Source organism: Calidifontibacillus oryziterrae (assembly GCF_000331575.1).
GTDB classification, from domain to species: Bacteria; Bacillota; Bacilli; order Bacillales; family Bacillaceae_J; genus Calidifontibacillus_A; species Calidifontibacillus_A oryziterrae.
In genome coordinates this window covers 1-24574 of the sequence record NZ_KB223527.1, presented here as the reverse complement: position 1 = coordinate 24574, position 24574 = coordinate 1, and the positions used below count along the sequence as shown (strand labels likewise).

The following is a 24574-nucleotide window of genomic DNA, read 5'->3' as shown; positions in this document are numbered from 1 at the left end:
AACGACCAAAAACAGCTAGAGAATGAACAACAACAACCAATTTTTTGGATATCACCGCTATTGAATCTTTAGAAACATTTATTAAAGGATATGAAGGGACGATTATCCTTGTATCACATGATCGTACGTTTATTGATAGAGTTGCAGATCGTATCTATGTCATCGAAGATCAACAACTAATTGAAAGAAACAATTAAATTTTTAAAACACAATTTCACATTCAGAGGTGACGACCCCTGCCAAAATAGGGAAGTGAGACACGTCACCTTGCATTTTTTACTTTTTCAAAAAAAATTCACATTCAATTCTTAAAAACTTGTATACTATTTTTAAAAAATATGTATACTTAAGAGTATACATATGTGTCGAATTTGACATATTTTATTTTTATCTTGATTATGTCTAAAAAGGCATATATAAAACTGCTTATTTTTCATCCATATAAATAAATTATACCCCCAGAATAAAGCGATTGATCTAACGATCAGTCGCTTTATTACTTGGGAACCATTACCCCAATAAATTCGGTTTCTACTATACAACTGAACTACTTAATTCACTAGTAGTTACAAATATATCATTCATTTTCATTATGACTGTACTGTTTAAGATGTGAGAGCAACTCCCCAAGATGTTTCTCAAATGATTGATCTACGAGTTCCTTGGCCTCATGCTGAAACTGAGAATAACGATGAAGTAAATCCTTCCCAGCGGCGGTCAGGACAGTTCCACTTTTTCTATTTCCTGGTTGCCTCTCAACAAGTTGAAGTTGTAATCTTTCTTCTGTAGCTGTAATTTTCCCCCAAGCAGCACGATAGGACATGCCTAATAAAGCAGCTGCTTGACTCATTGATCCTGTTTTTTCAATGGCTTCAAACAGACGGATCCGTCCAATTCCAAAAACCACTTCATCTTCGAGTTCAATCCATATTTTAGACTTTACATTGAGGGATGGCTGATTTCCCATAAAATTTTTACCCCTCTCACTAAGAAGTTATTATATTAAACAAGTATACAACCTTTTCGCTTTTCTTCCAACCTTGACAAATGCAAAAAAACAAAACAATTTCATATTGTATAATAGATATTTTTAACATGAATCAAATGATTAAGTTGTGAAAGCAAAAAAGGAAATTAACTCGCAATCAGATATGCTAGCTCATATATATAATGATGCTAGCAATGTGATAGATAAGCTTTGCTATGGCCAGAAATATACTTATCTACGGACAAAGATACAATCCAAGTACAAGCCAAAATACGTGCAATAAAAACAAATAAGACTCAGAAGTGATTGCACCCCAAAAGTAGATGAACTAATTCTATCCTTTGGGGTGCAGCACAATTCCAAGTCTTTCATGTAAAATATCGTATATTTGTTACGATTATTAATCTAATAATAGCGCCACTAGAGCACCTTTCCTATTATTATCTTTGGCTAAGACAGTTGTCGAAACTAAACTTCCTGCTAATGCCGCTGCAGATAGACTTAAAACCAATTTCTTCTTAAACATAATATCATCTCACCCCTGAATGATTGAGTTATCTATACAATATATCGTTCAAGCTAGCTTAATATGTTCTGAAATTTAAATAAACAAAATCGCAAGTGTGTTGTCATAAAAAGTTGAGAAATAGCTCAACAATAACGCAAGTTACAAATGAAGTTAACATTTCATAAAATTCCACCATACTATAACGAAAGAGGGCAATCCAAATATTGTCACGAATTTGTTATATGTAGCGAATGAATGGACCACTTCTAATACAAAAAAAGGAGTATACTTTTGTAGAGGACAAAATATTGCAGATGAATTGATACACATTTTTAAAATCTTACTAAAAAGTGTGTATCTAATTACAAAAGAAAGGAAGATGGCAATGATAACGCAAGACAATTATTACCGTTGTTTGTTGGCAAATATTTGGGGATATTCCGAAGAATTCCTCAAGGACATGACAGACGAAGAATGTGAAGAAGAATATGAAATCATTGCTCCTGCGGACTTAGCAAACTCGTACAATTAATCTTGTTAGAAGGAAGGTATAAAATGAAAAGTAGACAACAAAATATCACACTGATGAAAAACAAATAAACCTACCGCTTAATTTTAATCATTGAGCAGTAGGTTATTTTTTTGTTGTCAGCGTTGTTTTGTAGAAATAACCATTAAAACTCCTCGGAATTATTTCTTCTGAAATGCAGTTGCTTAGTCTCGCTTTATTTTATCTGCCTCAAACGCAATTACGAGTTTTGGATGGATAATAATGTATTATAATAATAATATCTTCATTATCAAAATTTTACATTGCTTTGAATTGTGCTGAATTGTGCTGAATTGAGAACGTCATCCTAAGGAGGATTCAGTCTAAAACAATATACAATTTCAATCGTTTAATAGTTTTTGTGAAAAAAGGAGGTAAAATATGGCATATCAAATTGAAGATAAATTTGTAGTGGCTGTTGCTTCAAGTGCTCTTTTCGATTTGTCGGAATCTGATTCAGTTTTTAGAGAAAAAGGGGAGGATGAATATCGAAAATATCAACGAGAAAACGAAAAGAAAATACTTGAAAAAGGAGTAGCATTTCCTTTAATTAGAAGATTATTAAGTATAAATGGAGATACATCTGATGATCAACCTATCGAAGTTATATTGTTATCTCGAAACGATCCAGATACAGGTTCACGCGTTTTTCAATCGATTGAACATTATAAGCTACCTATAACTAGAGCAGCCTTTGTTACAGGAAAAAGCCCTTACAATTATATGGATGCTTTTGGCGCATCGCTATTTTTATCTGGAAACATAAAAGATGTTCAACAAGCTGTTGAATTAGGCCTTCCGGCAGGCTGTGTCTATCCAAGCTCATTAGTTGATGAGGTAGAAGATGAAGAATTAAGAATTGCATTTGATTTTGATGGAATAATTGCTGATGATTCAGCAGAAATGATTTATCAGTTTGGAAAGCTCGAAATGTACCATAAACATGAAAAACAAAAAGCTGGTGAAGCATTACCACCTGGTCCGTTGTCAAAATTTTTCATGGAGATCTCAAAGTTACAAAAAATTGAAGTTGAAAAGCAGAAGAAGAAGAAGGAGTATAAACCAAGAATCAGAATAGCCATTGTTACAGCCCGAAATGCACCGGCCCATCAAAGAGTCATATCCACACTAAGAGAATTAAACATAATGGTTGACGAAGCTTTCTTCTTAGGTGGAATAGATAAAAGTAGAGTACTAGAAATTTTCAAACCACATATTTTCTTTGACGACCAGGTAGGTCATATCAAAACAGTATCAAAAATTGCACCATCAGTTCATGTACCTTTTGGTATTGCAAATAAAATAGATAAAGGATAAAAGACCCTAATCGGGACTGTACCGATAGTAGAATTGGCAAAATTCATAAACAAGTGGATTTTGTCTTTTTTGTACTTTAATAGAGGGACATAATAATGGTAAAATTTACATAAGAGAAAAGAAGGTGAAATCATGACTTGCCCTTTTTGTCATTTAGAAAAAAAACAAATTTTATTTGAAAACGAGTATGCCATAGCTTTCTATGATAAATACCCAGTCCAAAAAGGCCATCTATTAGTCATCCCAAAAAACCATGTTGAAACATACTTTGACGCCAATGACCAGCAAGTTGCCGCCATCCATCAACTCATCAAACAAGGAAAAGAAATGCTTGATCAAAAATATGCACCAGATGGCTACAACATTGGTATCAATGTCGGCTACTACGGCGGACAAACTGTCCATCATTTGCACTTTCATTTAATCCCACGCTACAAAGGCGACATCGACGACCCACGAGGCGGAATTAGAAAGGCAATACCGAATTTGGTGAAATATCCAGCGGAGAATTGAGGTAACAAAAATGATCAAATATAACAAACTTGTACGCGACAAAATTCCAGATAATATTCAAAAAGACGGAAAAGAAGCAATAATAAAAATTCTATCAGATGAGGACTATAAAACTGAACTTCGCAAAAAAGCAAATGAAGAGCTAACCGAGTATTTACAAGCAACAACCGACGAAGAAAGTATTGAAGAATTAGCGGATTTACTAGAAATTATATATTCATTAGCAAGAATTCATGGTGCATCGATTGCCGAACTAGAACAAGTCCGAGAACAAAAAGCAGAAAACCGTGGTGGATTCGAAAATAAAATCTTCCTAGTTGGAGTTAAAGATGAAAAAAATTGAACTAGTAACGGAAAATATTATCGAAAAAATTGTAGATGGCATCGAACATGCGTCCACGATCTATATATTAACAGCTTTTATAATGAAATCTGGTGTAGAACTACTAAAGCCTTATCTTGAACAAGCAGCAAAGCGCGGAGCTGATATAAAAATTTGTACTGGTGACTATTTATATATCACTCAACCTGATGGATTAAAAGAGTTGATAGAAATTCATGATGAGATTGAAGTACGAATGTGGAAAAGTAATGGAGTGTCTTTTCATCCTAAAGCCTATATTTTTCAAAATGACCAAGATGGGACATTTATTGTCGGTTCATCTAACTTGTCACGTTCAGCTCTAACAACAGGTGTTGAATGGAATCTAGCAATGAAAGAATCTGCTGAACCAATGACGTTCCAGGAAGCGATGGAACAATTTATACATGTTTTTCATAACGAACAGACTATACCGGTAAATAATGAAACGATTAAAATTTATGAGAAAAACTATGAAAACTTCCAAAGAGAAAATCCAAAACTTGCCCAAAAGTGGTCTAATCAAGAGGAAAAAAAATTAATGTTTCCTATAAAAGAGGAACAAGAAGATACACCTCTTCAATTTATTAAAGATCCAATAGAAAATTACACTACTATCAAACCACTTCCTGTTCAAGAGGAAGCATTAATATCACTTCATCAACTAAGAGAAGAAGGCTATGACAAAGCAATGGTAGTTCTAGCTACTGGCTTAGGAAAAACATACCTTGCAGCTTTTTTTGCCCAATCATTTCACAGAATTTTATTCGTCGCCCACCGTGAAGAAATCCTACACCAAGCAAAACGATCTTTTGAAAGAGTCATTCCAAGTAAATCAACAGGATTATTTTATGGTCCGGAGAAAAATCCAAAAGCAGACATTGTATTTGCTTCTGTAGTAACGTTAAGTATGAAAAAGCATCTCAAAGCATTTCAGTCCAATACTTTTGATCTAATTATAATCGATGAATTCCACCATGCAGCCGCAACAACCTATCAGGGGGTCCTTGAATATTTCAATTCTAAATTTTTATTAGGAATAACAGCAACACCTGATCGTTTAGATAACAAAGATATTTATGGACTTTGTGATGGCAATGTTGCTTATCAAATGCATTTTACTGAAGCGATAGAAAAACAATGGTTAACTCCTTTTAAATATTATGGGGTGTATGATGAAACCGATTATTCAAAAATAAAATGGTTAGGCACAAAATATGATCGTGAAGAACTTCTTGCTGTTCAATTAAGAAACGACATGGCCGAAAAGATTTTAAATGCATGGAAGCAGCACAAGCAAACAAGAACATTAGTATTTTGTTCAAGTATAAAGCAGGCAACAAACCTTTCAAATTATTTTAATAATCAAGGGTATCAAGCAGTTGCACTCCACTCTGGACAACTTGAAATTGGTAGAAAAGAAGCCATAACAATGCTCGAAAACGGCAAAATTGATGCAATTTTCACTGTAGATCTCTTTAACGAAGGAGTAGACATCCCATCCGTTGATACATTACTGTTCGTGCGCCCGACTGAATCCTTAACGGTGTTTACACAACAGGTAGGAAGAGGCCTTAGACGGCATCAGAAAAAAACACATTGTACGATTATCGATCTAATTGGAAACTATCGCAACGCTGACTTAAAGCTACGATTGTTCGATACTGGAAGAAATAATCAAAAGAAAACTCCTAAATTCGACGATCCAATTGCACCAGAATGGTGTGAGATCAACTTAGAACTAGGTGTAATTAACTTATTAAAAGAGCTTGCACATAAGCGCCAGCCGCGAAAAGAAAAACTATTAAATACATATCATGAGCTTAAAGAAGAGTTGGGAAGAAGACCTTCTTATTTGGAATTACACTTATATGGTAAATCAGAATCAAAAGAATACAAACAAGAATTCAAATCATATGCCGGTTTCTTACATTGGGCAGATGAACTGACAAATGATGAAAAGCAAGTCTATAAAAAATACAAGAATTGGCTAGAGGAAGTAGAATCAACCAGCATGACAAAAAGCTATAAAATGGTTGTATTACTAGCAATGCTTAATAGGGAGATTACTATCTGGCACTTGCCGATTACTGCTGAACAAGTGGCTCCATTTTTCAAAGAGTATTATCAACAAAAAAAATACAGAATGATTATCGAGTTTTCAAATGAAAAGTCAAAAGGTGCTTGGCTAAACGATAAGAAACAAATCTTAAACCGAATCGAAACAATGCCAATGACAAAATGGAGTGGCAGTTCAAAAGGTTTAATGAAATTTACAAATGGTAAATTTCAACTTTCATTTGAAATTGATAAGGAACATGAAAGGATCCTATATGGTTTAACAAAAGAAATCTGTGAATTTAGATTGCATGAGTATTTTGAGAGAAAAGAACGATTATAGAATATAGTTTAAACAAAAAGCAAAGGTAATGACCTGCTTGGACATCAAATATTTACTAATTATCATTTTTTCAATTAATTTTATTATCAAATACAATTGCAATCAAAAAAGGAGCAATTAAATGGAAGCTGGAAAAAAATTAATTGTAAATTCGACTAAAGGTAATCTGCTAAAAGAATTAATACATTCAATGGATTCCTGCTTGTCTTTTAATTTTAGCGTTGCATTTATTAATTTTAGTGGTCTTCAACTATTGTTAGACCCTTTGAAAGAAGCAGAGAAGAAAGGGATAAATGGGAAAATAATAACATCAACTTATCTTAATTTTACAGATGCAAAATCCTTGGAAAAAATTAGTGAGTTTAAAAATGTTGCTTTAAAAGTTTTTGTAACTGACAAAGAGATAGGATTTCATACTAAAGCTTATATTTTTGAGTACGTTGACACTTTTAAAGTTATCATTGGTTCATCAAATATTACCCAAAGTGCTTTAAAAAGTAATATTGAATGGAATGTTGAAGTAATTTCCAAACAGAATGCAACTTTTATAAAGGATGTTCTAAAAGAATATGACATACTTTGGAATACTAGTGAAGATGCTAATGAAGAGTTTATTAAAAGATATGAAGATTTCTTAAATAATGTCAAAAGAATGCAATATAATCATTCAATGATTTATGAAAATCACGAATATATTGTTCCAAATAGAATGCAAAGGAGAGCTATCGAGAATTTAGAGAGACTTAGAAGTTTTGGAGAGAATAGAGCGCTTGTCATTGCAGCAACCGGAACCGGTAAAACTTTTATGTCAGCATTTGATGTAAAAAATTTCAAACCACGAAGGCTACTATTTATTGTGCATAGGGAGGAAATACTAAAAAAGGCCAAGGAAACCTTCGAAAAACTTCTACCAAATGAAAAGTTAACCTTTGGTTTATTGACAGGGACTTATAAGGAAAAGAATACTGATTATGTTTTCACAACAAATCTAACGATCTCAAAATGTTACCGTGAATTCGATAGAGATTACTTTGAATATATAATAGTTGACGAAGCTCACCATGCAACAAGCTCTACATATCAAGATGTACTTAACTACTTTGAACCAAAATTCACATTAGGAATGACAGCAACACCAGAAAGAAGTGATAGTAGAAATGTATTTGATTTATTTGATAATAATGTTGCATTGGAAGTTCGTTTACATGATGCATTAGAGGACGAATTAGTTATTCCTTTTCATTATTTTGGAATTACTGATTTTGAAGGTATAGACCTAAGTGATGTTAACATTGATGATATAAGTGAAATTACAAGGAGATTAAAAGTTAACGAACGTGTAGATTTTATTATTGAAAAAATGTGTTTTTATGGTCATGACGGCATTAAAAGGAAGTGTTTAGGTTTTTGTGCAAGCATAGAACATGCACAATACATGGCTAATGAATTTAATTTAAGAGGATATACCAGTGTATGCTTATTTGGTGATCATTCATCTGAAAAACGAGAATATTATATACAACGTTTAGAAAATGATCATGATGAGTTGGAATTTATCTTTACAGTAGATATCTTTAACGAAGGAGTAGACATTCCTTCAGTAAATACAGTATTAATGTTACGGCCAACAAATTCTCCTATAGTTTTTATCCAACAGTTAGGAAGAGGGTTAAGGAAATTTAAGGACAAAAGCTTTTTAACTGTCCTTGATTTTATTGGTAATCATAATAAGACTTTTTTAATAGCCATTGCTTTAAATGGAAGCCGCTATTATGATAAGGAAAGTCTAAAAGTTGCTATTGCAACAGGGTTTTCTAATATTCCAGGATGTACTCATATACAAATGGATAGAATCTCACAAGAAAGAATTCTATCACAAATTGATAAAGAAAACTTCAACTCTTTGAAGTATTTAAAAGAGGAATATTTTGAATTTAAAAAGTTGAACCAAGGTATCATTCCATATTTATTATTAGATTATTTAAAGTATGATGGTGCTCCTGATCCTATAAAATTTATAAATCGTGAAAAAACTTATATTCAATTTGTTGCAAAAGTCGAGAAGGAAAAAAATTTAGAAAATCTATTACAAAATAATCCTTTTGAACGTACCTTAAAAGAGTTATCCAGTAAGCTACCACTTAAAAGAATATATGAATTTGTCATTATTAAATATTTAATAGAACACAACGAGATTACTTTAGAAAAAGCGAAACATGAAATATTGAAAATGGTAAGAGACGTTGATGGGGATAGTGTTTTGCATGCATTTGAATATTTGAATCAGGATTATTATGACAATGTTCAGATCAAGAATAGTATAAAGTTATTTGAACATATGACAGGTAAACTTAGGAAAACCCCTTTTTTTAATGAAATCTTAAAAAATGAAGAATACAAAAAGTATATACTTGATATCATTAACTATGGTATTTTCCGTTATGAAAAGGAATTCAGATCTGTGTATTATGGTGTACCACACTTTAAAATGTACGAACAATACAAGATGGTTGATGCGGCACTTCTTTCTAACTATCGAAAGATTCATACTTCCTTTAGAGGATCAGGTTTGCTTACAAATGGAAATGATTATTTCTTATTTATAGACTTACATAAAGACGATAACATAAAAGAAAGTATAAACTATAAGGATAAGTTCTTAAATGAACAGTATTTCCAGTGGCAAACTCCTAACTCAACTGCACCAAGCTCTGAAAGAGGGAAAAATATCATTTTTAATAGGAAACGTGGTATTAATCTCCATTTATTTGTTAGGAAATATAAAGAAATCGATGGAAAAAATGAACCATTTATTTATATTGGTAAAGGTGATAGTGTACGGTATAAAGGGGAAAAACCGATAACAATAAAAATTAAGTTACAAAATGAAATACCAGCAAATCTTTATACAGAATTCATAAAAAAGGTATAGACTTCTCAACGAGAAGTCTATTTTTCATATATTAATTGTTCAACAGCTGGAATATCTGCCGGGGCCCATTTTAATGAATCAAGATTTTCTCTTTTAAGCCAAATAAGTTTTGAATGTTCGCTTGCTATAGGAGTTCCGCCAATAATTTTTGATTTAATAGCAATTAAATCGATAATAAACGTATCATATTCGTGAGTATTTTCATTAAATATTTCGTGAGCTTCAATTTTACAACTTAATTCTTCCTCAATTTCTCTTTCAAGAGCTGAAAACAAATCTTCATTAGCCTCAACCTTACCACCAGGGAATTCCCACATATTAGGTATTGACATATTGGGAGACCGTAAAGCACATAATATTTCACTATGTTCATTTTCCATAATTGCAGCTACAACCTTAATAATTTTTTTCAACATATTCACCTCTAAGCTTTTTCTAACCAACACTATTATTTTACATGAAATAACGAAAATAATAATAGATAGTTTTACAAAACACAAACAAACCAAGCTGAGGCAAATAAGCGTTTTATCCTGAAAGGGGGACCATATTTGGCTTTTGAATAACTACGATTAGAGGGAATTTGCTCAATTATATAGAATATGAAAATCGAAGGGGTCATTGTGAGCCAAATTAAAGTATGATACAAAGATGCAGTGAAAAATATCAAGAAAAATCATAAAAATATTTGAGCTAGCTTTCTCAGTTATTAGTCAATATTCTTTGAATAACAACATGAAAAGGAAGGTGAACCACTTTGATAGGAGCACCTTCCGATCTTAATTCATATTTTTTAAATACCCAGACGTATATAGAAGGCATCCATTCCAAATGTGTAAAAAATCGAGATTCATAAAGTTCTAGACGTACTTAATTTTAATGTTTGATAAACCAAAACATGATATAATTTATTTACCAATTATATTAGGGTGTGTTTAAATGGAAAATGAACAATTACTTAAAATCATCTTAGAACGATTTGATAAAGTTGATCAGCAGTTTAATGAAGTACTTCAGAGACTTGATAATATAGAAAAGAGTCAGCAAGAGGATGTAAAGGGAACACTTAATCTTATTAATAAAAAGATTGACATTATTCCCTATAAAGTTGATCTCTTAAGTAAAAAACAGGAAAGCATGATACAAAGATAAATAGCCTTTAACAAAAAATCAGGTGGCTCATTTTGCTTCCATTTTTTTAGTTGGTGGGGGAATCATCCGGTTTTTCATTTTCACTTTCCCTTGTTCTACGAAATATTTTTTTATCACGTCTATTGTTAATTCCCCAGTTGTTAGAAGGTAGTTCTAAAAAAAATTAAAGCTACTCAACTTCACAAAAACTTGCAATCTCATTCTTGGAGAACCGTCTTAAATAGATTCTTTGAGTAAGGAGAGTTATGCATTATTTGATATTTTCACATAACATGGTTGTATTTGATAAAAACTGATAAATAGAATCAATAGAACTTGAAAATGTTTAAAAGGCTATGGCCAAAAGCCATAACCTTTAATCGATATATATTATTATTTATTTTTGTCTGCATAAACGGCCATAGCATCACACATGAATTTAGCTAATCCTTCACCAAATTTGTCAATGTTCTTGGTAAAGCGCACGTCGTCTACGTACATTTGACCTAATCCCTTGAATCCCTCAAGAGTGTAGTTCCCCATTTTGTTTAAGAATTGATACCACTCGTTAATTCCTTCCTGAGCCTCTGTCGATTCAGGGGAGAGATGGCGAATGGCGGCAAGGTTACGATAAATTTCGTTAAACTTTTCTTGATCGAATGCTGTCATGTTTTTTGCTTTTTTATTTGCTTCATCGACTGCTTCGTCACCCCATTTTTCTCTTGCTTCTTGTTCATATGGGTTATGGCTAAAATCAAAACCTTCGAATTTTTCTTGTTTTGACATTTGTATTTCTCCTTTCGAATGTTGTATAGTCTTTTCGATAGTATCGATCATCTTTTCGAGCCGTTTCTTTTTTTCTAGAAGCATATTATGCTGCATGATCAGCGCTTCCTGTCGGTCAAATGATGGACTTTCAATGATTTCCTTGATTTTCATTAAAGGGAAGCCGAGCTCTTTAAAAAATAAGATTTGCTGCAGCGTTTCGAGATTCTCGTCAGAATAGACTCGATAACCAGCCTCAGTGGTTTCCTCGGGAATTAATAATCCAATTTCATCATAATGGTGGAGTGTGCGCACACTAATACCAACTAAATCAGCAACTTCTTTCACTTTCATCTTGATTCGCTCCCTTCATTAGTTACTATAAAGTATCCCGTAACGTGAGAGTCAATATAATTTTTTTATAAAGTATTGCTGAAGTTGAATGTTAAACTTGTTTGTTGTAGTGTCAAAAGTTCTATGAAAAACTTTAGTCATTTTACAGAAATTACAATTAAATGGCGTTACCTGCAATCATGTAATCAAAAGGGGTGAGAAATATGAATTCATTTATCGAAGTGACTGATAAAAAGTCAAAAGAAAAAATACTGATTAACACTTTGTTAATAGTCGATGTCAGAGGAAATTGCATAACTACAACGCTTGGTTTTACTATATACAAATACGAAACTTTAGAAACCTACGAGGAAATAATGGAAAAACTATCCACCAATTAAAGATTTCTTTATTTCAACTGTACTGTATTTAAATTAAAGGGGCGATTGCTAAACATGAGCAGTCGCTTCTTGTGCTTTTGAAGTAGTTTAGTTAAAGAAGGAAATTTAGAATCTTTGATGAATTATTGATTTAAACCAATGAAAAGAGAGGTTGACCTTATTATGGATTTATTAAAATCGCAATTATTAGCTTTGGAAAATATTACAAAATATGCAAAAAATTATTCACAAGAAGCTAAATTGACAATAAATCATATATTGAAAATGATTGAAAATGTCTAATATTTCGGAAAAAACATTTGAAAATGCTGTCGATAAATTAAAGGCTCATGCAAGGATAGGATTGCATTTTCATCCAGATAGGCCAGTATCCACTATGAAAAGCGTTGCAGAATCACTGTTAGAGTCTGGAATATACAAGAGTCAGTTTGAAACAGGTTTGTCTAACGGAAGCGTATCTGCTTACCGTGGTGGTGAACGAGACATTTGGGAGGAGAGAATTTTTGGTGGTGCATACCAAATGGATGGTACGACTAATAACGAACGTCCTAAATATGGTGCATTAAATGTGATGTTGCATCCAGATGGACCTGCTCCACGTTATGGTTCATGCTATTTTCTTCTATCTCCCAACGTTTCTTATCGTTCCACCTATACGTATTTAGATTCACATCAGGAACCAAAAGAAAAGGGAACATATGAAGTATTTGAGATGATTTTGGCCGCACTGTTAGAGGATGCATTTTTTAGAGATTTTGCTATTGGTGAAAGGGATCTAACTCCAAGTAAATTAGTCCATCATTTATTGTATAACCTTGACCAACCGTTCTCAGACCCAGCATCGAAAAAGCCGAGTCGTAATCTAAATCATTATATAAAAGCTCAAATCCATGGTGATATTTCACTGAAAGATGATGTGGAGCTGCTTGTTGCTGACCCATCTTTCAAAAACACGACAGTAGGGACAATTTTAGAACAGCTATGCTTAAAATATTCCATTCAATTGTATTGGCACAGTGGATTTGCACTTGAGATAAACAAAGTTCCATCTGATTTTAGAGGGCCATCAATGCAATCCTTAGCAAAACGTATTGGAAAAAACAATATTATCGATGCGAGCCAAATTGGCGCAGCAGTATGGGACCTTACACAAAATCAAAAATCTTGGAGCGATCGAGGGACTTATAAGGAAGTGCTTCAAGAATTAAAACTATTATGGCATGTTTTAGTAAGGTATGGAAAGCCATTTAATGAAACGATCTGATTTTTCTGTATCAAAAGAAAAGTAAGCTTTGCAGTAAAACTGCTTTAAGTGGTCTGCGAATTCCATAAAAGGCGAAAAATTTAAAAATAGATTTAAATGAGCTGGGAGTAGTTGTGAAGGATCAAGGTAAAAAGCAGGTTGTAAGAAATATAAAGAGATAAAGTGCTGTGTAGGATTACACATAAAGGGTGTGAAGGATCAAGGTAAAAAGCAGGTTGTAAGAAATATAAAGAGATAAAGTGCTGTGTAGGATTACACATAAAGGGGATTAAAAGGGGATTAATTGAAGAAAAAATTTTATAATTCAAAACAATATAAAGGAATGGTCACGACATTGTGATATCCTTGTAATCAAACAAGTTATTAAAGAGGGGCATAATTATGTGGTTAATATTAGGACTTATTGCGATAGTAGCAACTTTAATTAATCTTTATATGTACAAAACAGGAAAAGATTATAAACATGCGATGGCAATGGGATTATCATTTACAGCATTAACGCTCTGTGCAGAATATAGCCTTGTATCTAATTGGGTAAAAGGTGAAGATTGGTCAGCTTTATTGGATGTTGTACCTACTATGGAAAAGGCTTTATGGTTTTTGACAATTGTTTCTATCTTCCTAAATATAACACCTCTACTTTTAGAACGAAAAGGAAAATAATAATTGCTTATTGTCACATCATTTATATATAGGTTATACTTTTACTTTAATTTAAAATAACTAGAATACTCTAATATTCAAAGAAAAAAAGAGACTACTAGAAGATACGGGGGAATCAGATTGAAAATCGCATTTGTTGTTTTTGAGGATTTAACTGCATTAGATTTTATCGGAGTTTATGACGCTGTTACTAGATTAAAAACAATGAATTTTATCCCGGAGTTGGATTGGGAAATTTGTTCATTTACTGAACGAGTTGTAGATGGTACTGGACTAATTTTTACTCCAACAAAAGTAAACGAACCACTTGATACATATGACTTGGTTATCGTTCCTGGTGGATTTGGTACAAGAAAATTAGTAGACGACCATGCATTTATTGAATGGTTAGGAACTTCAAAACCTTGTAAATTAAAGGCTTCTGTTTGTACTGGCTCTTTGTTATTAGGTTCAGCTGGTTTCTTACAAGGGAAATCGGCTACCACTCACCCAAGAGCTTTCAATAATCTAAAAAAATATTGTACAGTAGTTGATGACAGAATTGTCGATGAAGGAGATGTCATCACCGCAAAAGGTGTAAGTTCATCTATTGATTTAGGACTTTATCTTTGTGAAAAATTAGCAGGATTTGATGCAAAGGAAAAAATTCGAATCCAAATGGATTATCAAACGAATTAAATTTATATTTAACTACTATGGGAGAACAATTTTTCTCTCATTTTTTGTTGGTAACGCCGTGATCATTAAGTTAATTCTATTTTTATAGAACAATAGATTTGAGGTGAACAACATGCTATTTACGAATGAACAGTTACAAACAATGATTTCTACAGCCTCAAGAATTTCTTGTTCCGAGCATCCTTGATCAAGACATCCCTTTGTATGATAGATGATACAATATTCATCCTGGGCATGGATACTGATCCCTAATGCGATTAATTGTTTTTGTTTTTGAGTTAATTCACCTTCTTTAAAGCACTCTTCCGTAAATGCATTATATTGCCTAGCAAATTCAGGCATTTTTTGTGTAAAAAGACCAAGTCCTTCCTTATATTTTATTAGTGAATCTTCAGTAGATTTTCTAGAATTCGTTTCCAAAATATAATCACTCCATTTCATTTTAAATACAAAATTATTATGAGCTAACAATTGTTTTTTTAACAAAGTACATATTTACTTCTGCATTCACAATCAGGAATCATAATCTTATGGTTAGCTATATTATCGGAATGCTCTACAATCCGTTTTTGGATATGTAATAATGTATATTATTGGATGGATTTGATAAACGACAAAGAAACTTAAGAGCAAGAAATAGAGAAAGATTAAAACAACAAGAAATGGAAGAACGGTTGTATATTAAAGGTAATACAAAATACCAACATTTCACATTAGTGATAAATGGATAATAATGGTGTAAAATGTATTTGTAATTTACTAATCATTGGAGTGATTTCATGTTAAAAAATCTATTTAAGAAGAAAACAGATTTAGACGAACTATCCTCATCCAATATTGACGAAGTCAACGAAATTGAAATTGAAGAACAACTAGCTGCTGATTTAAAAGATGAAGCAGAAAAACTGAATGTTGAAGATATAAAGCAACACGAAGAACATTTTTCAGAGGAAAAGTTTTGGACAAAGGTTCAAAAATTTTCTAAAAAAGCTGGAACTTCCGTAGTCTACGCCGCTCTATTACTTTATTACACACTTCAAAAGCCAGAGGTACCATTAAAAGTGAAAGCAACCATTTTAGGGGCTTTAGGTTACTTTATTTTACCTCTAGATATTATACCCGACTTAGCAGTTGGCGTAGGATATGCTGATGACTTAAGTGTTGTCATATTCGCGCTAGTTCAAGTAGCTTTATATGTGGATGATGAAATTAAAATGCAAGCCAAAAATAAACTTAAAGATTTATTTGGTGAGAATGTTGATACAAATGAGATTGATAATAAATTAGGTAATTAATGATAGTATAAGTCTGTTTCCGAAAGTTGTAGGTAGCAAACTTTATTTCTCCAGTACTTGTATAATAAGCGGATAGTTTGTTTCCGTTAATGCAAGCTAACGGGTTGCTTTGGTTAATTTTTTGCAAAAATCCCAGGTTCAATAGCAAAAACACACCCTTTTATAAAGGATGTGTGCACTCAGTTACTTCGCTTGGTTTTAACCTTTTACTTTTAACTTCAATAGCCCGCCACTCCAAACTATATTTGTTACTAAAAGTGATAGTCACTAAATCGTATGGGAAATCGTGAGCACCTTCAAATGTTGTTAGCTGCACAATGACATTAAAGTAACGGTAGGTTTCATGCGGTTCTATCTTTTTGATTTGGAGAATCCGTTGACAATAAAACTGTTTCGGTTTGCCGAAATGTTTTTCGATTGCTTTGTCGATGGGGAGAAATAGCAAATTTAGGATTATATCATCACGCAACTGTACATCATTTTTAGTTTCGGTTTCGGCTTGAACGTGAGAACAAGAGAAAAGAGTTACAAAGCCAATCAATATTATAAAGATATTTTTCATAAGAATCCTCCGTTTAATGTTGCTCTTATTATGAACAATTAAAGAATTCTTATTAAGCTAACGGAGCAGGTTAATGTAATAACTGAAACTTTTATTAAGAGTAATCGTAAGTATATACTCGGCAAATTTTTAAAGGGGGTTTTATGTTGAAGAAAACAAATAAGTTATTATTTATAATGATTTTTCTACTAGTTACATCATTGCTATCTGGTTGTGGGAATGGAACAGAAGAACCTGAAATTAAAATCCACTATGGTTCAGAGGTATTAAATCCAATATATTACGGAGATTTATACAATAAGGAGCAAGAAGATATTGAAAAGAGATTTAAAGATTTTATGGTGGGCAAAAGATTTAGTGATTTACCAATTGTGGCTTACGGAGGCAAAATTCAAGTCGAAGCTCTAAATTTTGAAACAGAAGAAATCGAAATTTATGATTATGTTTTGGATGAGAATGCGAATATTGTTTCTGAATATAACATAAGCCCCTTATCTATTAGTTCGGTAAAAGAAGGTATAGCGGAATTTACATTTGAAGAAAGTTTAGATTTGGAGATGTATCAAGACTTTACAATAGAAGGAAAATTGGTACATGGATTATTGATTAGATGTGAAATTGATAACAATACTTTTGCATTTTCTACGCTTGTATTGGGTGAATAATCATCTTCAAGTAACGGTAAGCAATAGCATAGAAAGCCGTTGCTATCGTTGTGGTACAAACGAAGCAGGTTTTTTCAATAAAAAGTTATAGAGGCATTTGCATTTTACTGAAAATATAGTTAGTCGCAATAATTTAATGTTAACTAAGAAATATACATATAATGGGTGGTAGCTGTAATGAAAAAATATGAATACAAATTTGTTAAGGTAGGGATGAAATTAGGTTTTGATAATAATAAAAAAGTTGAAGAAGCTGAAAAAGAGTGGAATGACCTCGGAAAACAGGGATGGAAATTTTGTAAAGAAGGTAGCGGAGTAATAATTTTCATAAGAGAAATTGATGAGTAGAATGAGCAAAATCTATATTCAAAATTATAACATTTCATTCTTATTAAGTATCGAAAATTTTTAAATCATGTACTTAAACAAACGGGGGCGAATATTTAAAGAGCTGGCGATCAGTTTTCATTTACTGATCGCTATACTGTTGCTTTGAAAGGAATGTGGAAGAAAACTCTTATAAAGATTACTGTTCATTAGGGAAATTTGTCTTGAAGACCGATAGCGTATCTATTAATTAGCAGATACACTTTTCTTTATAGAGTAAGTTAGGATGACTGCTAAAAACTAAGTGGTGGGAGCTTGAAAAACTAGAATCACATTTCATATGAATTAATGGACAAGGAACATTTTGACTCTCGTTTCTTACATTGTTAGGAAAATCTTTTAATTTCCCTTCATAAACGAATTGAAAATTTGCATAAGTATATAAGTCGCTTGGTTCTATAAGGGCTAAGTCCTTTTCAAAATGAATAATGTTACATTCCTTTAGAACAGCCACAAATTGAGAACAGAAGAAAGTGTTCTTCCTTTTTATCGGCTTATTAAATACAACACCAAACAGTCCTAATAGATTATATCGATAATGTTCCTTTTGTGCTTCAATATCTTGTATAAAGTGAATTATTTTTTGTATTTGATTATCTGTTAACGATAAAGAATAGATTGCACATTTTGCGTGCTCAAACAATGCTGAATTTATATCCTCTCTTACAAATCCACCAATAAATGGGTTTCTAGCTTTTTTCCTACCAAAGCTATACACCTCTAATAATTCGGGATCAAGAGCTATTGACGCATGGTTATATGGCTTTTTTGTATATGATTTAATCATTCTTGTAAAGAATGTTCCTGTATCTGTTAATAGTAAATATATCTTTTTTTGGCTCATCATTATCCCCTCCTTGAGCAAATCAAATAAATATTTCTGTAAAATACTATACATACAAATACTTAATAAATAGCTAATAGAATTATTAAGATTATCTTAATTATTTATCTAATAGCTCAATTGGTGACATGCTACAAGTAAAAGAAGCCTTGTTATTTAGAACATCATTCTGGTTCTACTGTTATTAATTCTTTTAAGATACTAAGAAAATCTTAAGATTTGCATAGAGTATTTATTAAGATTTTGTTGATATCATACTTTTAGAGGTGATATCTCATGCTGAAATCATAAATTAGGGGGAATACCATGAACATATTAGTATGTGATGATGATAAAGCTATTGTAGATGCAATAGGAATCTATTTAGAAAATGAAGGCTATAAAATTTCCAAAGCATTTAATGGAATAGAAGCGATTGAAATTATTGAAGATCATCATGAGATTCATCTTATTATCATGGATATTATGATGCCTAAAATGGATGGTATCAAAGCAACTATGAAAATTCGAGAAAAAAATAATATTCCAGTGATCTTCCTTTCTGCAAAATCTGAGGATTCGGATAAAATATTAGGATTAAATTTTGGGGCAGATGATTATATAACTAAGCCGTATAATCCACTGGAATTGATCGCAAGAGTGAAGTCACAACTGAGAAGATATACAACATTAGGAAGCCTTGAAACTAAGAGTAATGTATATCGAACAGGAGGACTTATGATCGAAGATGATAGTAAAACAATCACAGTAGATGATGAAGAAGTTCATCTTACACCAGTGCAATATAAGATACTAATGCTACTAACTGCAAACGCTGGAAAAGTATTCCCCATCGAGGAAATCTATGAGAAAGTATGGAACGAAACGGCCCATAGTCCAGAAAATACCGTTTCCGTTCATATAAGGAAAATTAGAGAAAAAATTGAAATAAATCCGAAAGAACCAAAATATTTGAAAGTGGTATGGGGAGTTGGATATAAAGTTGAAAAAATATAGCCATTCAATCATAACGAAAATAATTGCGTTTCTGATTATGATTATCTGTTTTACGGGTGTCATTCAAGCATTTGTAAAGGTAGAGATCGTAAATGATGGGGAATTTAGTAGCGTAGTTGAAGACCATTATTATCAAAGCAGGGCATATGTACAGGAAAGTGAAAACCTAATAAGCAACCTCACAAGACTAATAGGGGAATATAAGAATCAAGAACATATTTTAAGTGGCGGAACCATTGATGAGGATGAATGGAGAAGTGTAGAAGAGAGCTTATTTTCAGATTACCTATACCAATCTAGAAACTACAATCCTAAGTTAAGTGAAGTAGAAAATTATGAAACGTTTAAACAAGAATATGCAAACGAAATCTCTCAAGCAAAGGATAAGATGATTAAGGATGAGCTAAAAGAGTTTCATTTGCTCATGCAAAATCTAGAGGAGTATGAAACGCCGTTGTTTTATGCCAGTGATGGCACAAATGTGTTTACAAACACAACGATGACAGACAAAAAGCGGTTTGAAACCTACCCCTCTTATATGATATTTGATGATTATAAACAAGAGTTTTTTCCAAAAGAAACGAAAGATAACGAATATCTATATCGGATAACACAACACCTCGATAGATTGGACCCAGGGAACATGGTTGTTTATGTTGCTTTTACGGAAGAATTTTTAGATTCTAACATAAAAGAATGGCAAGAGAACAAAGCCATTGCTACAAAAAACGTTTATAAATTAGCAGCATTATTGGCAGGAATGATGCTTTCATTTTTCTATCTCGTACTCGTAATAGGAAGAAAGTCTTTCAAGGATCAAGAGTTACACTTACATGCAGTTGATAAAATATTTAATGATATAAATATAGTAATATGTGTATTGCTTATATCGCTTTGGATTGGATTGGTAGATGTCCTTTTTGAAAATATTGGTCAATTGATTGTCCCAATAACGTTTCCAATTGCCATCGTGGGAGGGGTACTATTACTGTCACTCGTGAAACATATCAAAAATAAAACGTTTTTCAAGCATACATTGATCTACAGTTTTATCTATATGTTAGTTAAATTTGTAGGGGATGTTTATAGAAGTGGAAGTGTCGGTGTAAAGACGGTATTAATTGTAATCGGCTATCCGATTTTGGTTGCTTTAACGTTTTTCATGTTCCCAATAACCATTGGCGTAGCAGCCTGGTTTGCTTTTAAAAAGGTCAAGTCCTTTAAAGCATTACAGGAAGGGGTAGAAATAATAAAGGATGGAAATCTTCATCATCACATCGAAGTGAGTGGAAAAGGAGAGTTTGGAAAACTTGCATCCAATATTAACAGCATCACTGATGGGTTGAAAAAATCAGTTGCTAGTGAACTCAAAAGTGAGCGGTTAAAAACAGAACTGATCACCAATGTATCACATGATATTAGAACTCCTTTAACTTCTATTATCACTTATGTTGATCTATTAAAAAATGAAAAAGACTCATCAAAGATTGAAGAATTTATTGAAGTACTTGAGCAAAAATCAAAAAGGCTAAAAATATTAACAGATGATTTATTTGAAGCGACAAAAGCTTCAAGTGGAAATATTCCTGTTAACTATGAGAAGATTGATATTACATCTTTAATGACCCAAGGACTTGGAGAAGTTAATGATGATATTCAGAAGATGGAACTAGATTTTAAGATGAATTATCCAAAGAATAAGGTTTATATTTTAGCAGATGGAAAATTATTGTGGAGGTCCATAGAGAACATATTATCCAATATATTTAAATATGCAGCGGAAGGATCCAGGGTATATATAGATATCGAGGATTTAGGTAACGAAATACTTCTCACCTTCAAAAACATTTCAGCAACGGAGTTAAATATCTCAGCAGATGAATTAATGGAGCGTTTCAAACGAGGAGATGAATCCAGAACTAGCCAAGGGAGTGGATTAGGTCTATCCATTGCGAAAGACCTAATTGAAATCCAAAAGGGTAGATTTAAGATTCACGTTGACGGAGATTTATTTAAGGCTAGTATTTTCTTACCTAAGTATAAAAATAATAATGAGTGATTAGTTGAGGAAATACAGGGAAGGTTCTCTTGCTTCTTGGGCACTAGAACCTTCCTCACGCATTTTAATAAAAGAATTGTCAGAATTACCATTTACTGAGTCTACAGTAACTTTTCGTGGGCAAAGCATAAAATTAGAAAAGTTTTCTAATTCTCCAGATGCTATGAAAGCATACCAAGAAATTCATCGAGAAGATCCTACACGGGAATTATATGTTCTTCATACTAGCCGTAAGGAGCCTAATATCATTGAGAAAAAATGGGTAGGTGTTAGGCGATAGTGAAGAAACTAATTATTGAAGATGATTTGTTACTTATGAATATGGAACTAACATTTAACGGACAATTGCTTCATTTACAACGTGTCTTAGTTGATACTGGTTCAGGAAGTACAGTTATATCAACAGACTTAGCAGAGTCAATAGGGATTGTAGCAGAAGAAAATGACATGATATTTCGCATAAGTGGCGTAGGATGATCAGAGTTTGTGTATTCAAAAACGGTCGATTCAGTAAGAATTGGAGATATGCAAACTGAAGAGTTTTCTTTAGAAATTGGTGCAATGAATTATGGTTTTGCTTTGGATAGTATCATTGGATTGGATTTGTTACAACAATTGAAAGCAGTTATAAATATAGATGAATTAACAATACAGTCAAATAGCTAACAGCAAGTATTAACGAGGGACCTCTATACTTGCCGTTTTTTATTTCAAGTTTATTCAACAAATGGGGGCGTATCTGGAAGAAGTAGATAGGCTCCTTCACTATTTAGACTTCAAAAATGAATATAAATATGTTAGGTGTGGTAGCTTTGCAAAATGTTCATTGGGAATTTCACGGTAATCATGAATATAGTATATCGAATGCGATGTGCAAGACTTGAAGGCTTTATGTTTTTGCTTAATATAGCCAAGTATTCTTTTATTTGTTCAGTGCTAAGTGAGTCAATTTTCACGTCACCAAAATGGCGAATTAAAAGATCGGTCTGAAGTTTGTATGCTCTCAAAGTTTGTGGTGAGAATCCTTCAATTCGTTTATCTGCTTCGTAACAGTCCCACGCTTTAGATAACAGCATAATCAATCCCTCCAATTTATATGATTTTAGTGGAATTATTTCCAAAAGTGGTGAAAGAAAAAGTAAAACAATCTGAATATTATGCCACATTTGAAGAATAGTTCAACATTCAATTGGTTATATATGGTAATCTGTGTTAAAGGAGGGATTTGATGAGAGACAAAGAAACTCCAGAGCATCTAAGAGAAAGATTAAGACAACAAAAAATTAGAAATAATCCAACAGCTAACTTAAATGATTCTTTAAACAGAGCCACAATGGAAATCTTGTAGATTTGGTAGGTAGTTTAGGATTGAAAGGTACTGGAATTCTTCTTCTTGTAATAGTATTAGGATTTATAATATATTCTGTCTTTTTTCGCTAAACGAAACGGGTAGCTTATCTTGAATAAGGAAAAGCACCTATGTTCCATTAAAGATGCAGTATAATTAAACAAGGAGGAATTTTATTAATTGGAAAGTAACAAGGTTATTAATAAGAAAACTAAATTATTAGCGACTGTAATGATTGTACTCTGCGTTTTGATAGTGTTAACACCTTTATGTATTTATGGTTACTACAAATACAATGTATATGCTTTGAAAAAAGAAACATATGAACACTTATATAATAAGGGTTATGAGGATACTGAAATCAAAAAGATTGAAATTATTAATGTAAAAGGACCAGCATTATCATCGTTGGTAGAATTTAATGATGAAACAAATGTACTTTATTGGTACGATAAAAGGAATGGACAAATTGTACAAATTGGAATATATGGATCAAATGATGATTCTGAAAAAAAGTATAGACATGTTGAATAATGAATCTTTATTTAAACTAAAGTGACGTTAATCTAAGTGAATTATTTAAATAACTATTTAAAAGAGGTCTGTCAAGCAGTCTTTTTTAGTGTTTAAAATAATTTCAAATTGTATTTTTGTGAAATGTTACACTTAAAGTAAAGGGTGCAATAACTGAACAAGGGGCTTTCGAATGTGGCAGCTCCCATTGTGTTAAAGAAACAGATTAGTTTAAGAACGTGAGAGGAAAGTTGATATAAAAAATAAAAAAACATTAGTAATAGCGGTGATTGGTATTGTGTTTATTCTTGTTTTAGTTAATCTATTAAATTAGGATTTATGGGATGTTAATGCAGAGTTACTGAAAGAAGAAGTGTTATCTATTGAACAATCTATTGAAACAGTAAATTTAACCGATATAACCCCATTTGAATGGGATATAGCATTTTCTTTTGAACCTTATACATCAAAAGATACGATATATGAAACAGTTGGCTATAAATGGGATGATATCAGTGAAACAGTAAGTGAGGGAATGAACTCCTAGTAAAAAAATATGCTACTTTTTTCTGGGATGTTTTATATTTCTTTACCTTTTATAGGAGTGTTTTACATTATTACATTTGTAATGATTGCTAGTATCTTCCATTTATAATTTTTTCATTAATGGTAGCGATTGTTCAAGAGGAGCAGTCGCTTTTTCACTAACGGGTAGGTTAGTTGAACAACCTTCATTAGCTTTTTTTCAACGATCGGTCCAGATTATGGAGGATTACTTCAAGAAAGATATGTTAATATTAACGTAGATTGTGAAAGAATATCCTAGCGTGCATATGCACAAGGAAAATGAATTAAATACTGTTTAGAAGTCGTTTTAATTAATTTGGTTCTAATTAAGGAGAGATTCAAAATGAAAGAGAATATTAGTTATACAAAAATAAATTCTGAAATGTGGAATGACTGGGCTTCATCTGGTGGCGAATGGTCTATTGCAATCAATCATGATGATTTTATTAAAGCAACTCAAGGGATTTTTGAAATTTATTTAACTCCTTGCAGGGGTAGCGTCAGGAAAATGCGGTTATCTTAACTAGTCATAA

The 24574-nt window shown here is 32.3% G+C and carries 28 protein-coding genes and 4 pseudogenes; 24 read left to right on the top strand and 8 right to left on the bottom strand.

From position 1 onward, the window contains the following. Positions 1-35: 35 nt before the first annotated feature. Positions 36-197: pseudogene (locus tag D612_RS19845) on the top strand (ABC-F type ribosomal protection protein); the annotation flags it as partial. A gap of 380 nt (positions 198-577) precedes the next feature. Here D612_RS19845 and D612_RS18135 read toward each other — a convergent pair. Then, on the bottom strand, positions 578-967 hold the full coding sequence (locus tag D612_RS18135) for a winged helix-turn-helix domain-containing protein (RefSeq protein ID WP_017755048.1): 390 nt from the start codon (positions 965-967) through the stop codon (positions 578-580). A 421-nt stretch (positions 968-1388) separates the two neighbouring features. Next, complete coding sequence (locus D612_RS20035; RefSeq protein ID WP_017755047.1) at positions 1389-1514, bottom strand: hypothetical protein; 126 nt, start codon at positions 1512-1514, stop codon at positions 1389-1391. Positions 1515-1881: 367 nt separating this feature from the next. On the opposite strand from D612_RS20035, the gene D612_RS19425 reads away from it, so the two are divergent. The 6 genes from D612_RS19425 to D612_RS0108550 all read left to right on the top strand — a co-directional run bounded on the left by D612_RS19425 (position 1882) and on the right by D612_RS0108550 (position 9570). Next, complete coding sequence (locus tag D612_RS19425) at positions 1882-2028, top strand: hypothetical protein (protein ID WP_154649472.1); 147 nt, start codon at positions 1882-1884, stop codon at positions 2026-2028. Between the two features lie 399 nt (positions 2029-2427). Next, the gene (locus D612_RS0108570; protein ID WP_017755045.1) at positions 2428-3363 is read left to right on the top strand and encodes a 5'-nucleotidase; all 936 of its coding nucleotides are present in this window, start codon (positions 2428-2430) and stop codon (positions 3361-3363) included. A 132-nt stretch (positions 3364-3495) separates the two neighbouring features. Continuing rightward, the gene (locus D612_RS0108565) at positions 3496-3876 is read left to right on the top strand and encodes an HIT family protein (protein ID WP_017755044.1); all 381 of its coding nucleotides are present in this window, start codon (positions 3496-3498) and stop codon (positions 3874-3876) included. Between the two features lie 10 nt (positions 3877-3886). Then, a complete protein-coding gene (locus D612_RS0108560) occupies positions 3887-4219 on the top strand; it encodes a nucleoside triphosphate pyrophosphohydrolase (RefSeq protein ID WP_017755043.1) in 333 nt (110 codons plus the stop codon). Next, positions 4206-6638 carry a DEAD/DEAH box helicase family protein gene (locus D612_RS0108555; RefSeq protein WP_017755042.1) on the top strand — a complete coding sequence of 811 codons (2433 nt, stop codon included), beginning with the start codon at positions 4206-4208 and terminating at the stop codon, positions 6636-6638. The genes D612_RS0108560 and D612_RS0108555 overlap by 14 nt, the downstream gene beginning before the upstream one ends. A gap of 121 nt (positions 6639-6759) precedes the next feature. Next, entirely contained in the window at positions 6760-9570 is a 2811-nt protein-coding gene (locus tag D612_RS0108550; protein ID WP_017755041.1) for a DEAD/DEAH box helicase, read from the top strand. A gap of 17 nt (positions 9571-9587) precedes the next feature. Here the strand turns inward: D612_RS0108550 and D612_RS0108545 are convergent, their stop codons facing one another. Continuing rightward, positions 9588-9983: a (deoxy)nucleoside triphosphate pyrophosphohydrolase gene (locus tag D612_RS0108545; protein ID WP_026092447.1), complete on the bottom strand. Its 396-nt coding sequence runs from the start codon at positions 9981-9983 to the stop codon at positions 9588-9590. Positions 9984-10509: 526 nt separating this feature from the next. Between D612_RS0108545 and D612_RS0108540 the strand changes: the two genes are divergently transcribed. Beyond that, positions 10510-10722 (top strand): hypothetical protein, encoded by a 213-nt coding sequence (locus tag D612_RS0108540; RefSeq protein ID WP_017755039.1) that lies wholly within the window; start codon positions 10510-10512, stop codon positions 10720-10722. A gap of 372 nt (positions 10723-11094) precedes the next feature. Here the strand turns inward: D612_RS0108540 and D612_RS0108535 are convergent, their stop codons facing one another. Continuing rightward, the gene (locus tag D612_RS0108535) at positions 11095-11826 is read right to left on the bottom strand and encodes a MerR family transcriptional regulator (protein WP_026092446.1); all 732 of its coding nucleotides are present in this window, start codon (positions 11824-11826) and stop codon (positions 11095-11097) included. Positions 11827-12023: 197 nt separating this feature from the next. Here D612_RS0108535 and D612_RS19420 point away from each other — a divergent pair, with 197 nt between their 5' ends. The 5 genes and pseudogenes from D612_RS19420 (at position 12024) to D612_RS0108515 (ending at position 14805) form a co-directional block, all read left to right on the top strand. Next, positions 12024-12200 carry a hypothetical protein gene (locus D612_RS19420; protein ID WP_017755037.1) on the top strand — a complete coding sequence of 59 codons (177 nt, stop codon included), beginning with the start codon at positions 12024-12026 and terminating at the stop codon, positions 12198-12200. Positions 12201-12362: 162 nt separating this feature from the next. After that, positions 12363-13464 (top strand): annotated as a pseudogene (locus D612_RS18130) (DUF3626 domain-containing protein). Between the two features lie 80 nt (positions 13465-13544). Beyond that, a pseudogene (locus tag D612_RS20150) lies at positions 13545-13625 on the top strand (CysS/YqeB C-terminal domain-containing protein); the annotation flags it as partial. A gap of 220 nt (positions 13626-13845) precedes the next feature. Then, entirely contained in the window at positions 13846-14127 is a 282-nt protein-coding gene (locus D612_RS0108520; protein WP_017755036.1) for a hypothetical protein, read from the top strand. A 120-nt stretch (positions 14128-14247) separates the two neighbouring features. Then, entirely contained in the window at positions 14248-14805 is a 558-nt protein-coding gene (locus D612_RS0108515; RefSeq protein ID WP_017755035.1) for a DJ-1/PfpI family protein, read from the top strand. Between the two features lie 15 nt (positions 14806-14820). On the opposite strand, the gene D612_RS19950 is transcribed toward D612_RS0108515, so the two are convergent. Then, positions 14821-15225 (bottom strand): carboxymuconolactone decarboxylase family protein, encoded by a 405-nt coding sequence (locus D612_RS19950; RefSeq protein ID WP_083888536.1) that lies wholly within the window; start codon positions 15223-15225, stop codon positions 14821-14823. A gap of 359 nt (positions 15226-15584) precedes the next feature. On the opposite strand from D612_RS19950, the gene D612_RS18120 reads away from it, so the two are divergent. After that, complete coding sequence (locus tag D612_RS18120) at positions 15585-16100, top strand: YkvA family protein (protein WP_017755033.1); 516 nt, start codon at positions 15585-15587, stop codon at positions 16098-16100. A 160-nt stretch (positions 16101-16260) separates the two neighbouring features. On the opposite strand, the gene D612_RS0108500 is transcribed toward D612_RS18120, so the two are convergent. Beyond that, positions 16261-16662, bottom strand: coding sequence for a DUF3888 domain-containing protein (locus D612_RS0108500; protein WP_017755032.1), 402 nt, complete (start codon positions 16660-16662; stop codon positions 16261-16263). 146 nt (positions 16663-16808) lie between these two features. Here D612_RS0108500 and D612_RS0108495 point away from each other — a divergent pair, with 146 nt between their 5' ends. Continuing rightward, a complete protein-coding gene (locus D612_RS0108495; protein ID WP_017755031.1) occupies positions 16809-17327 on the top strand; it encodes a hypothetical protein in 519 nt (172 codons plus the stop codon). A gap of 177 nt (positions 17328-17504) precedes the next feature. Beyond that, entirely contained in the window at positions 17505-17675 is a 171-nt protein-coding gene (locus D612_RS19415; protein WP_017755030.1) for a DUF4177 domain-containing protein, read from the top strand. A 229-nt stretch (positions 17676-17904) separates the two neighbouring features. On the opposite strand, the gene D612_RS0108485 is transcribed toward D612_RS19415, so the two are convergent. Continuing rightward, positions 17905-18558 carry a hypothetical protein gene (locus tag D612_RS0108485; RefSeq protein WP_017755029.1) on the bottom strand — a complete coding sequence of 218 codons (654 nt, stop codon included), beginning with the start codon at positions 18556-18558 and terminating at the stop codon, positions 17905-17907. Positions 18559-18864: 306 nt separating this feature from the next. Between D612_RS0108485 and D612_RS0108480 the strand changes: the two genes are divergently transcribed. The 5 genes from D612_RS0108480 to D612_RS19250 are packed head-to-tail and all read left to right on the top strand — an operon-like array spanning position 18865 to position 22279. Continuing rightward, entirely contained in the window at positions 18865-19554 is a 690-nt protein-coding gene (locus tag D612_RS0108480) for a response regulator transcription factor (protein ID WP_017755028.1), read from the top strand. Further along, positions 19541-21613, top strand: a complete 2073-nt coding sequence (locus D612_RS0108475) for a HAMP domain-containing sensor histidine kinase (RefSeq protein ID WP_017755027.1) — start codon at positions 19541-19543, stop codon at positions 21611-21613. The genes D612_RS0108480 and D612_RS0108475 overlap by 14 nt, the downstream gene beginning before the upstream one ends. 4 nt (positions 21614-21617) lie before the next feature. Continuing rightward, positions 21618-21893 (top strand): hypothetical protein, encoded by a 276-nt coding sequence (locus D612_RS18115; protein ID WP_017755026.1) that lies wholly within the window; start codon positions 21618-21620, stop codon positions 21891-21893. Next, the gene (locus D612_RS19255; RefSeq protein WP_017755025.1) at positions 21893-22090 is read left to right on the top strand and encodes an aspartyl protease family protein; all 198 of its coding nucleotides are present in this window, start codon (positions 21893-21895) and stop codon (positions 22088-22090) included. The genes D612_RS18115 and D612_RS19255 overlap by 1 nt, the downstream gene beginning before the upstream one ends. Positions 22091-22099: 9 nt before the next feature. After that, complete coding sequence (locus D612_RS19250; RefSeq protein WP_017755024.1) at positions 22100-22279, top strand: hypothetical protein; 180 nt, start codon at positions 22100-22102, stop codon at positions 22277-22279. Positions 22280-22410: 131 nt separating this feature from the next. Here the strand turns inward: D612_RS19250 and D612_RS0108460 are convergent, their stop codons facing one another. Next, on the bottom strand, positions 22411-22689 hold the full coding sequence (locus tag D612_RS0108460) for a site-specific integrase (protein WP_017755023.1): 279 nt from the start codon (positions 22687-22689) through the stop codon (positions 22411-22413). 152 nt (positions 22690-22841) lie between these two features. Between D612_RS0108460 and D612_RS18105 the strand changes: the two are divergent. From D612_RS18105 to D612_RS0108440, 3 genes and pseudogenes are all read left to right on the top strand, one after another. Further along, positions 22842-23053, top strand: a pseudogene (locus tag D612_RS18105) (DUF6366 family protein). Between the two features lie 88 nt (positions 23054-23141). After that, positions 23142-23495, top strand: a complete 354-nt coding sequence (locus tag D612_RS0108450; protein WP_017755021.1) for an alpha-amylase family protein — start codon at positions 23142-23144, stop codon at positions 23493-23495. An 889-nt stretch (positions 23496-24384) separates the two neighbouring features. Beyond that, the gene (locus D612_RS0108440) at positions 24385-24564 is read left to right on the top strand and encodes a hypothetical protein (protein ID WP_017755019.1); all 180 of its coding nucleotides are present in this window, start codon (positions 24385-24387) and stop codon (positions 24562-24564) included. Positions 24565-24574 lie beyond the last annotated feature (10 nt).

Coding starts and splice junctions, on each gene's coding strand:
- D612_RS19425 (WP_154649472.1), top strand. CDS start 1,882: ATGATAACGCAAGACAATTATTACCGTTGTTTGTTGGCAAATATTTGG.
- D612_RS18135 (WP_017755048.1), bottom strand. CDS start 967: ATGGGAAATCAGCCATCCCTCAATGTAAAGTCTAAAATATGGATTGAA.
- D612_RS0108565 (WP_017755044.1), top strand. CDS start 3,496: ATGACTTGCCCTTTTTGTCATTTAGAAAAAAAACAAATTTTATTTGAA.
- D612_RS0108440 (WP_017755019.1), top strand. CDS start 24,385: ATGAAAGAGAATATTAGTTATACAAAAATAAATTCTGAAATGTGGAAT.
- D612_RS0108460 (WP_017755023.1), bottom strand. CDS start 22,689: ATGCTGTTATCTAAAGCGTGGGACTGTTACGAAGCAGATAAACGAATT.
- D612_RS0108485 (WP_017755029.1), bottom strand. CDS start 18,558: ATGAGCCAAAAAAAGATATATTTACTATTAACAGATACAGGAACATTC.
- D612_RS0108570 (WP_017755045.1), top strand. CDS start 2,428: ATGGCATATCAAATTGAAGATAAATTTGTAGTGGCTGTTGCTTCAAGT.
- D612_RS18120 (WP_017755033.1), top strand. CDS start 15,585: ATGTTAAAAAATCTATTTAAGAAGAAAACAGATTTAGACGAACTATCC.
- D612_RS19415 (WP_017755030.1), top strand. CDS start 17,505: ATGAAAAAATATGAATACAAATTTGTTAAGGTAGGGATGAAATTAGGT.
- D612_RS0108540 (WP_017755039.1), top strand. CDS start 10,510: ATGGAAAATGAACAATTACTTAAAATCATCTTAGAACGATTTGATAAA.
- D612_RS0108555 (WP_017755042.1), top strand. CDS start 4,206: ATGAAAAAAATTGAACTAGTAACGGAAAATATTATCGAAAAAATTGTA.
- D612_RS20035 (WP_017755047.1), bottom strand. CDS start 1,514: ATGTTTAAGAAGAAATTGGTTTTAAGTCTATCTGCAGCGGCATTAGCA.
- D612_RS0108500 (WP_017755032.1), bottom strand. CDS start 16,662: ATGAAAAATATCTTTATAATATTGATTGGCTTTGTAACTCTTTTCTCT.
- D612_RS0108560 (WP_017755043.1), top strand. CDS start 3,887: ATGATCAAATATAACAAACTTGTACGCGACAAAATTCCAGATAATATT.
- D612_RS0108480 (WP_017755028.1), top strand. CDS start 18,865: ATGAACATATTAGTATGTGATGATGATAAAGCTATTGTAGATGCAATA.
- D612_RS0108550 (WP_017755041.1), top strand. CDS start 6,760: ATGGAAGCTGGAAAAAAATTAATTGTAAATTCGACTAAAGGTAATCTG.
- D612_RS0108520 (WP_017755036.1), top strand. CDS start 13,846: ATGTGGTTAATATTAGGACTTATTGCGATAGTAGCAACTTTAATTAAT.
- D612_RS19420 (WP_017755037.1), top strand. CDS start 12,024: ATGAATTCATTTATCGAAGTGACTGATAAAAAGTCAAAAGAAAAAATA.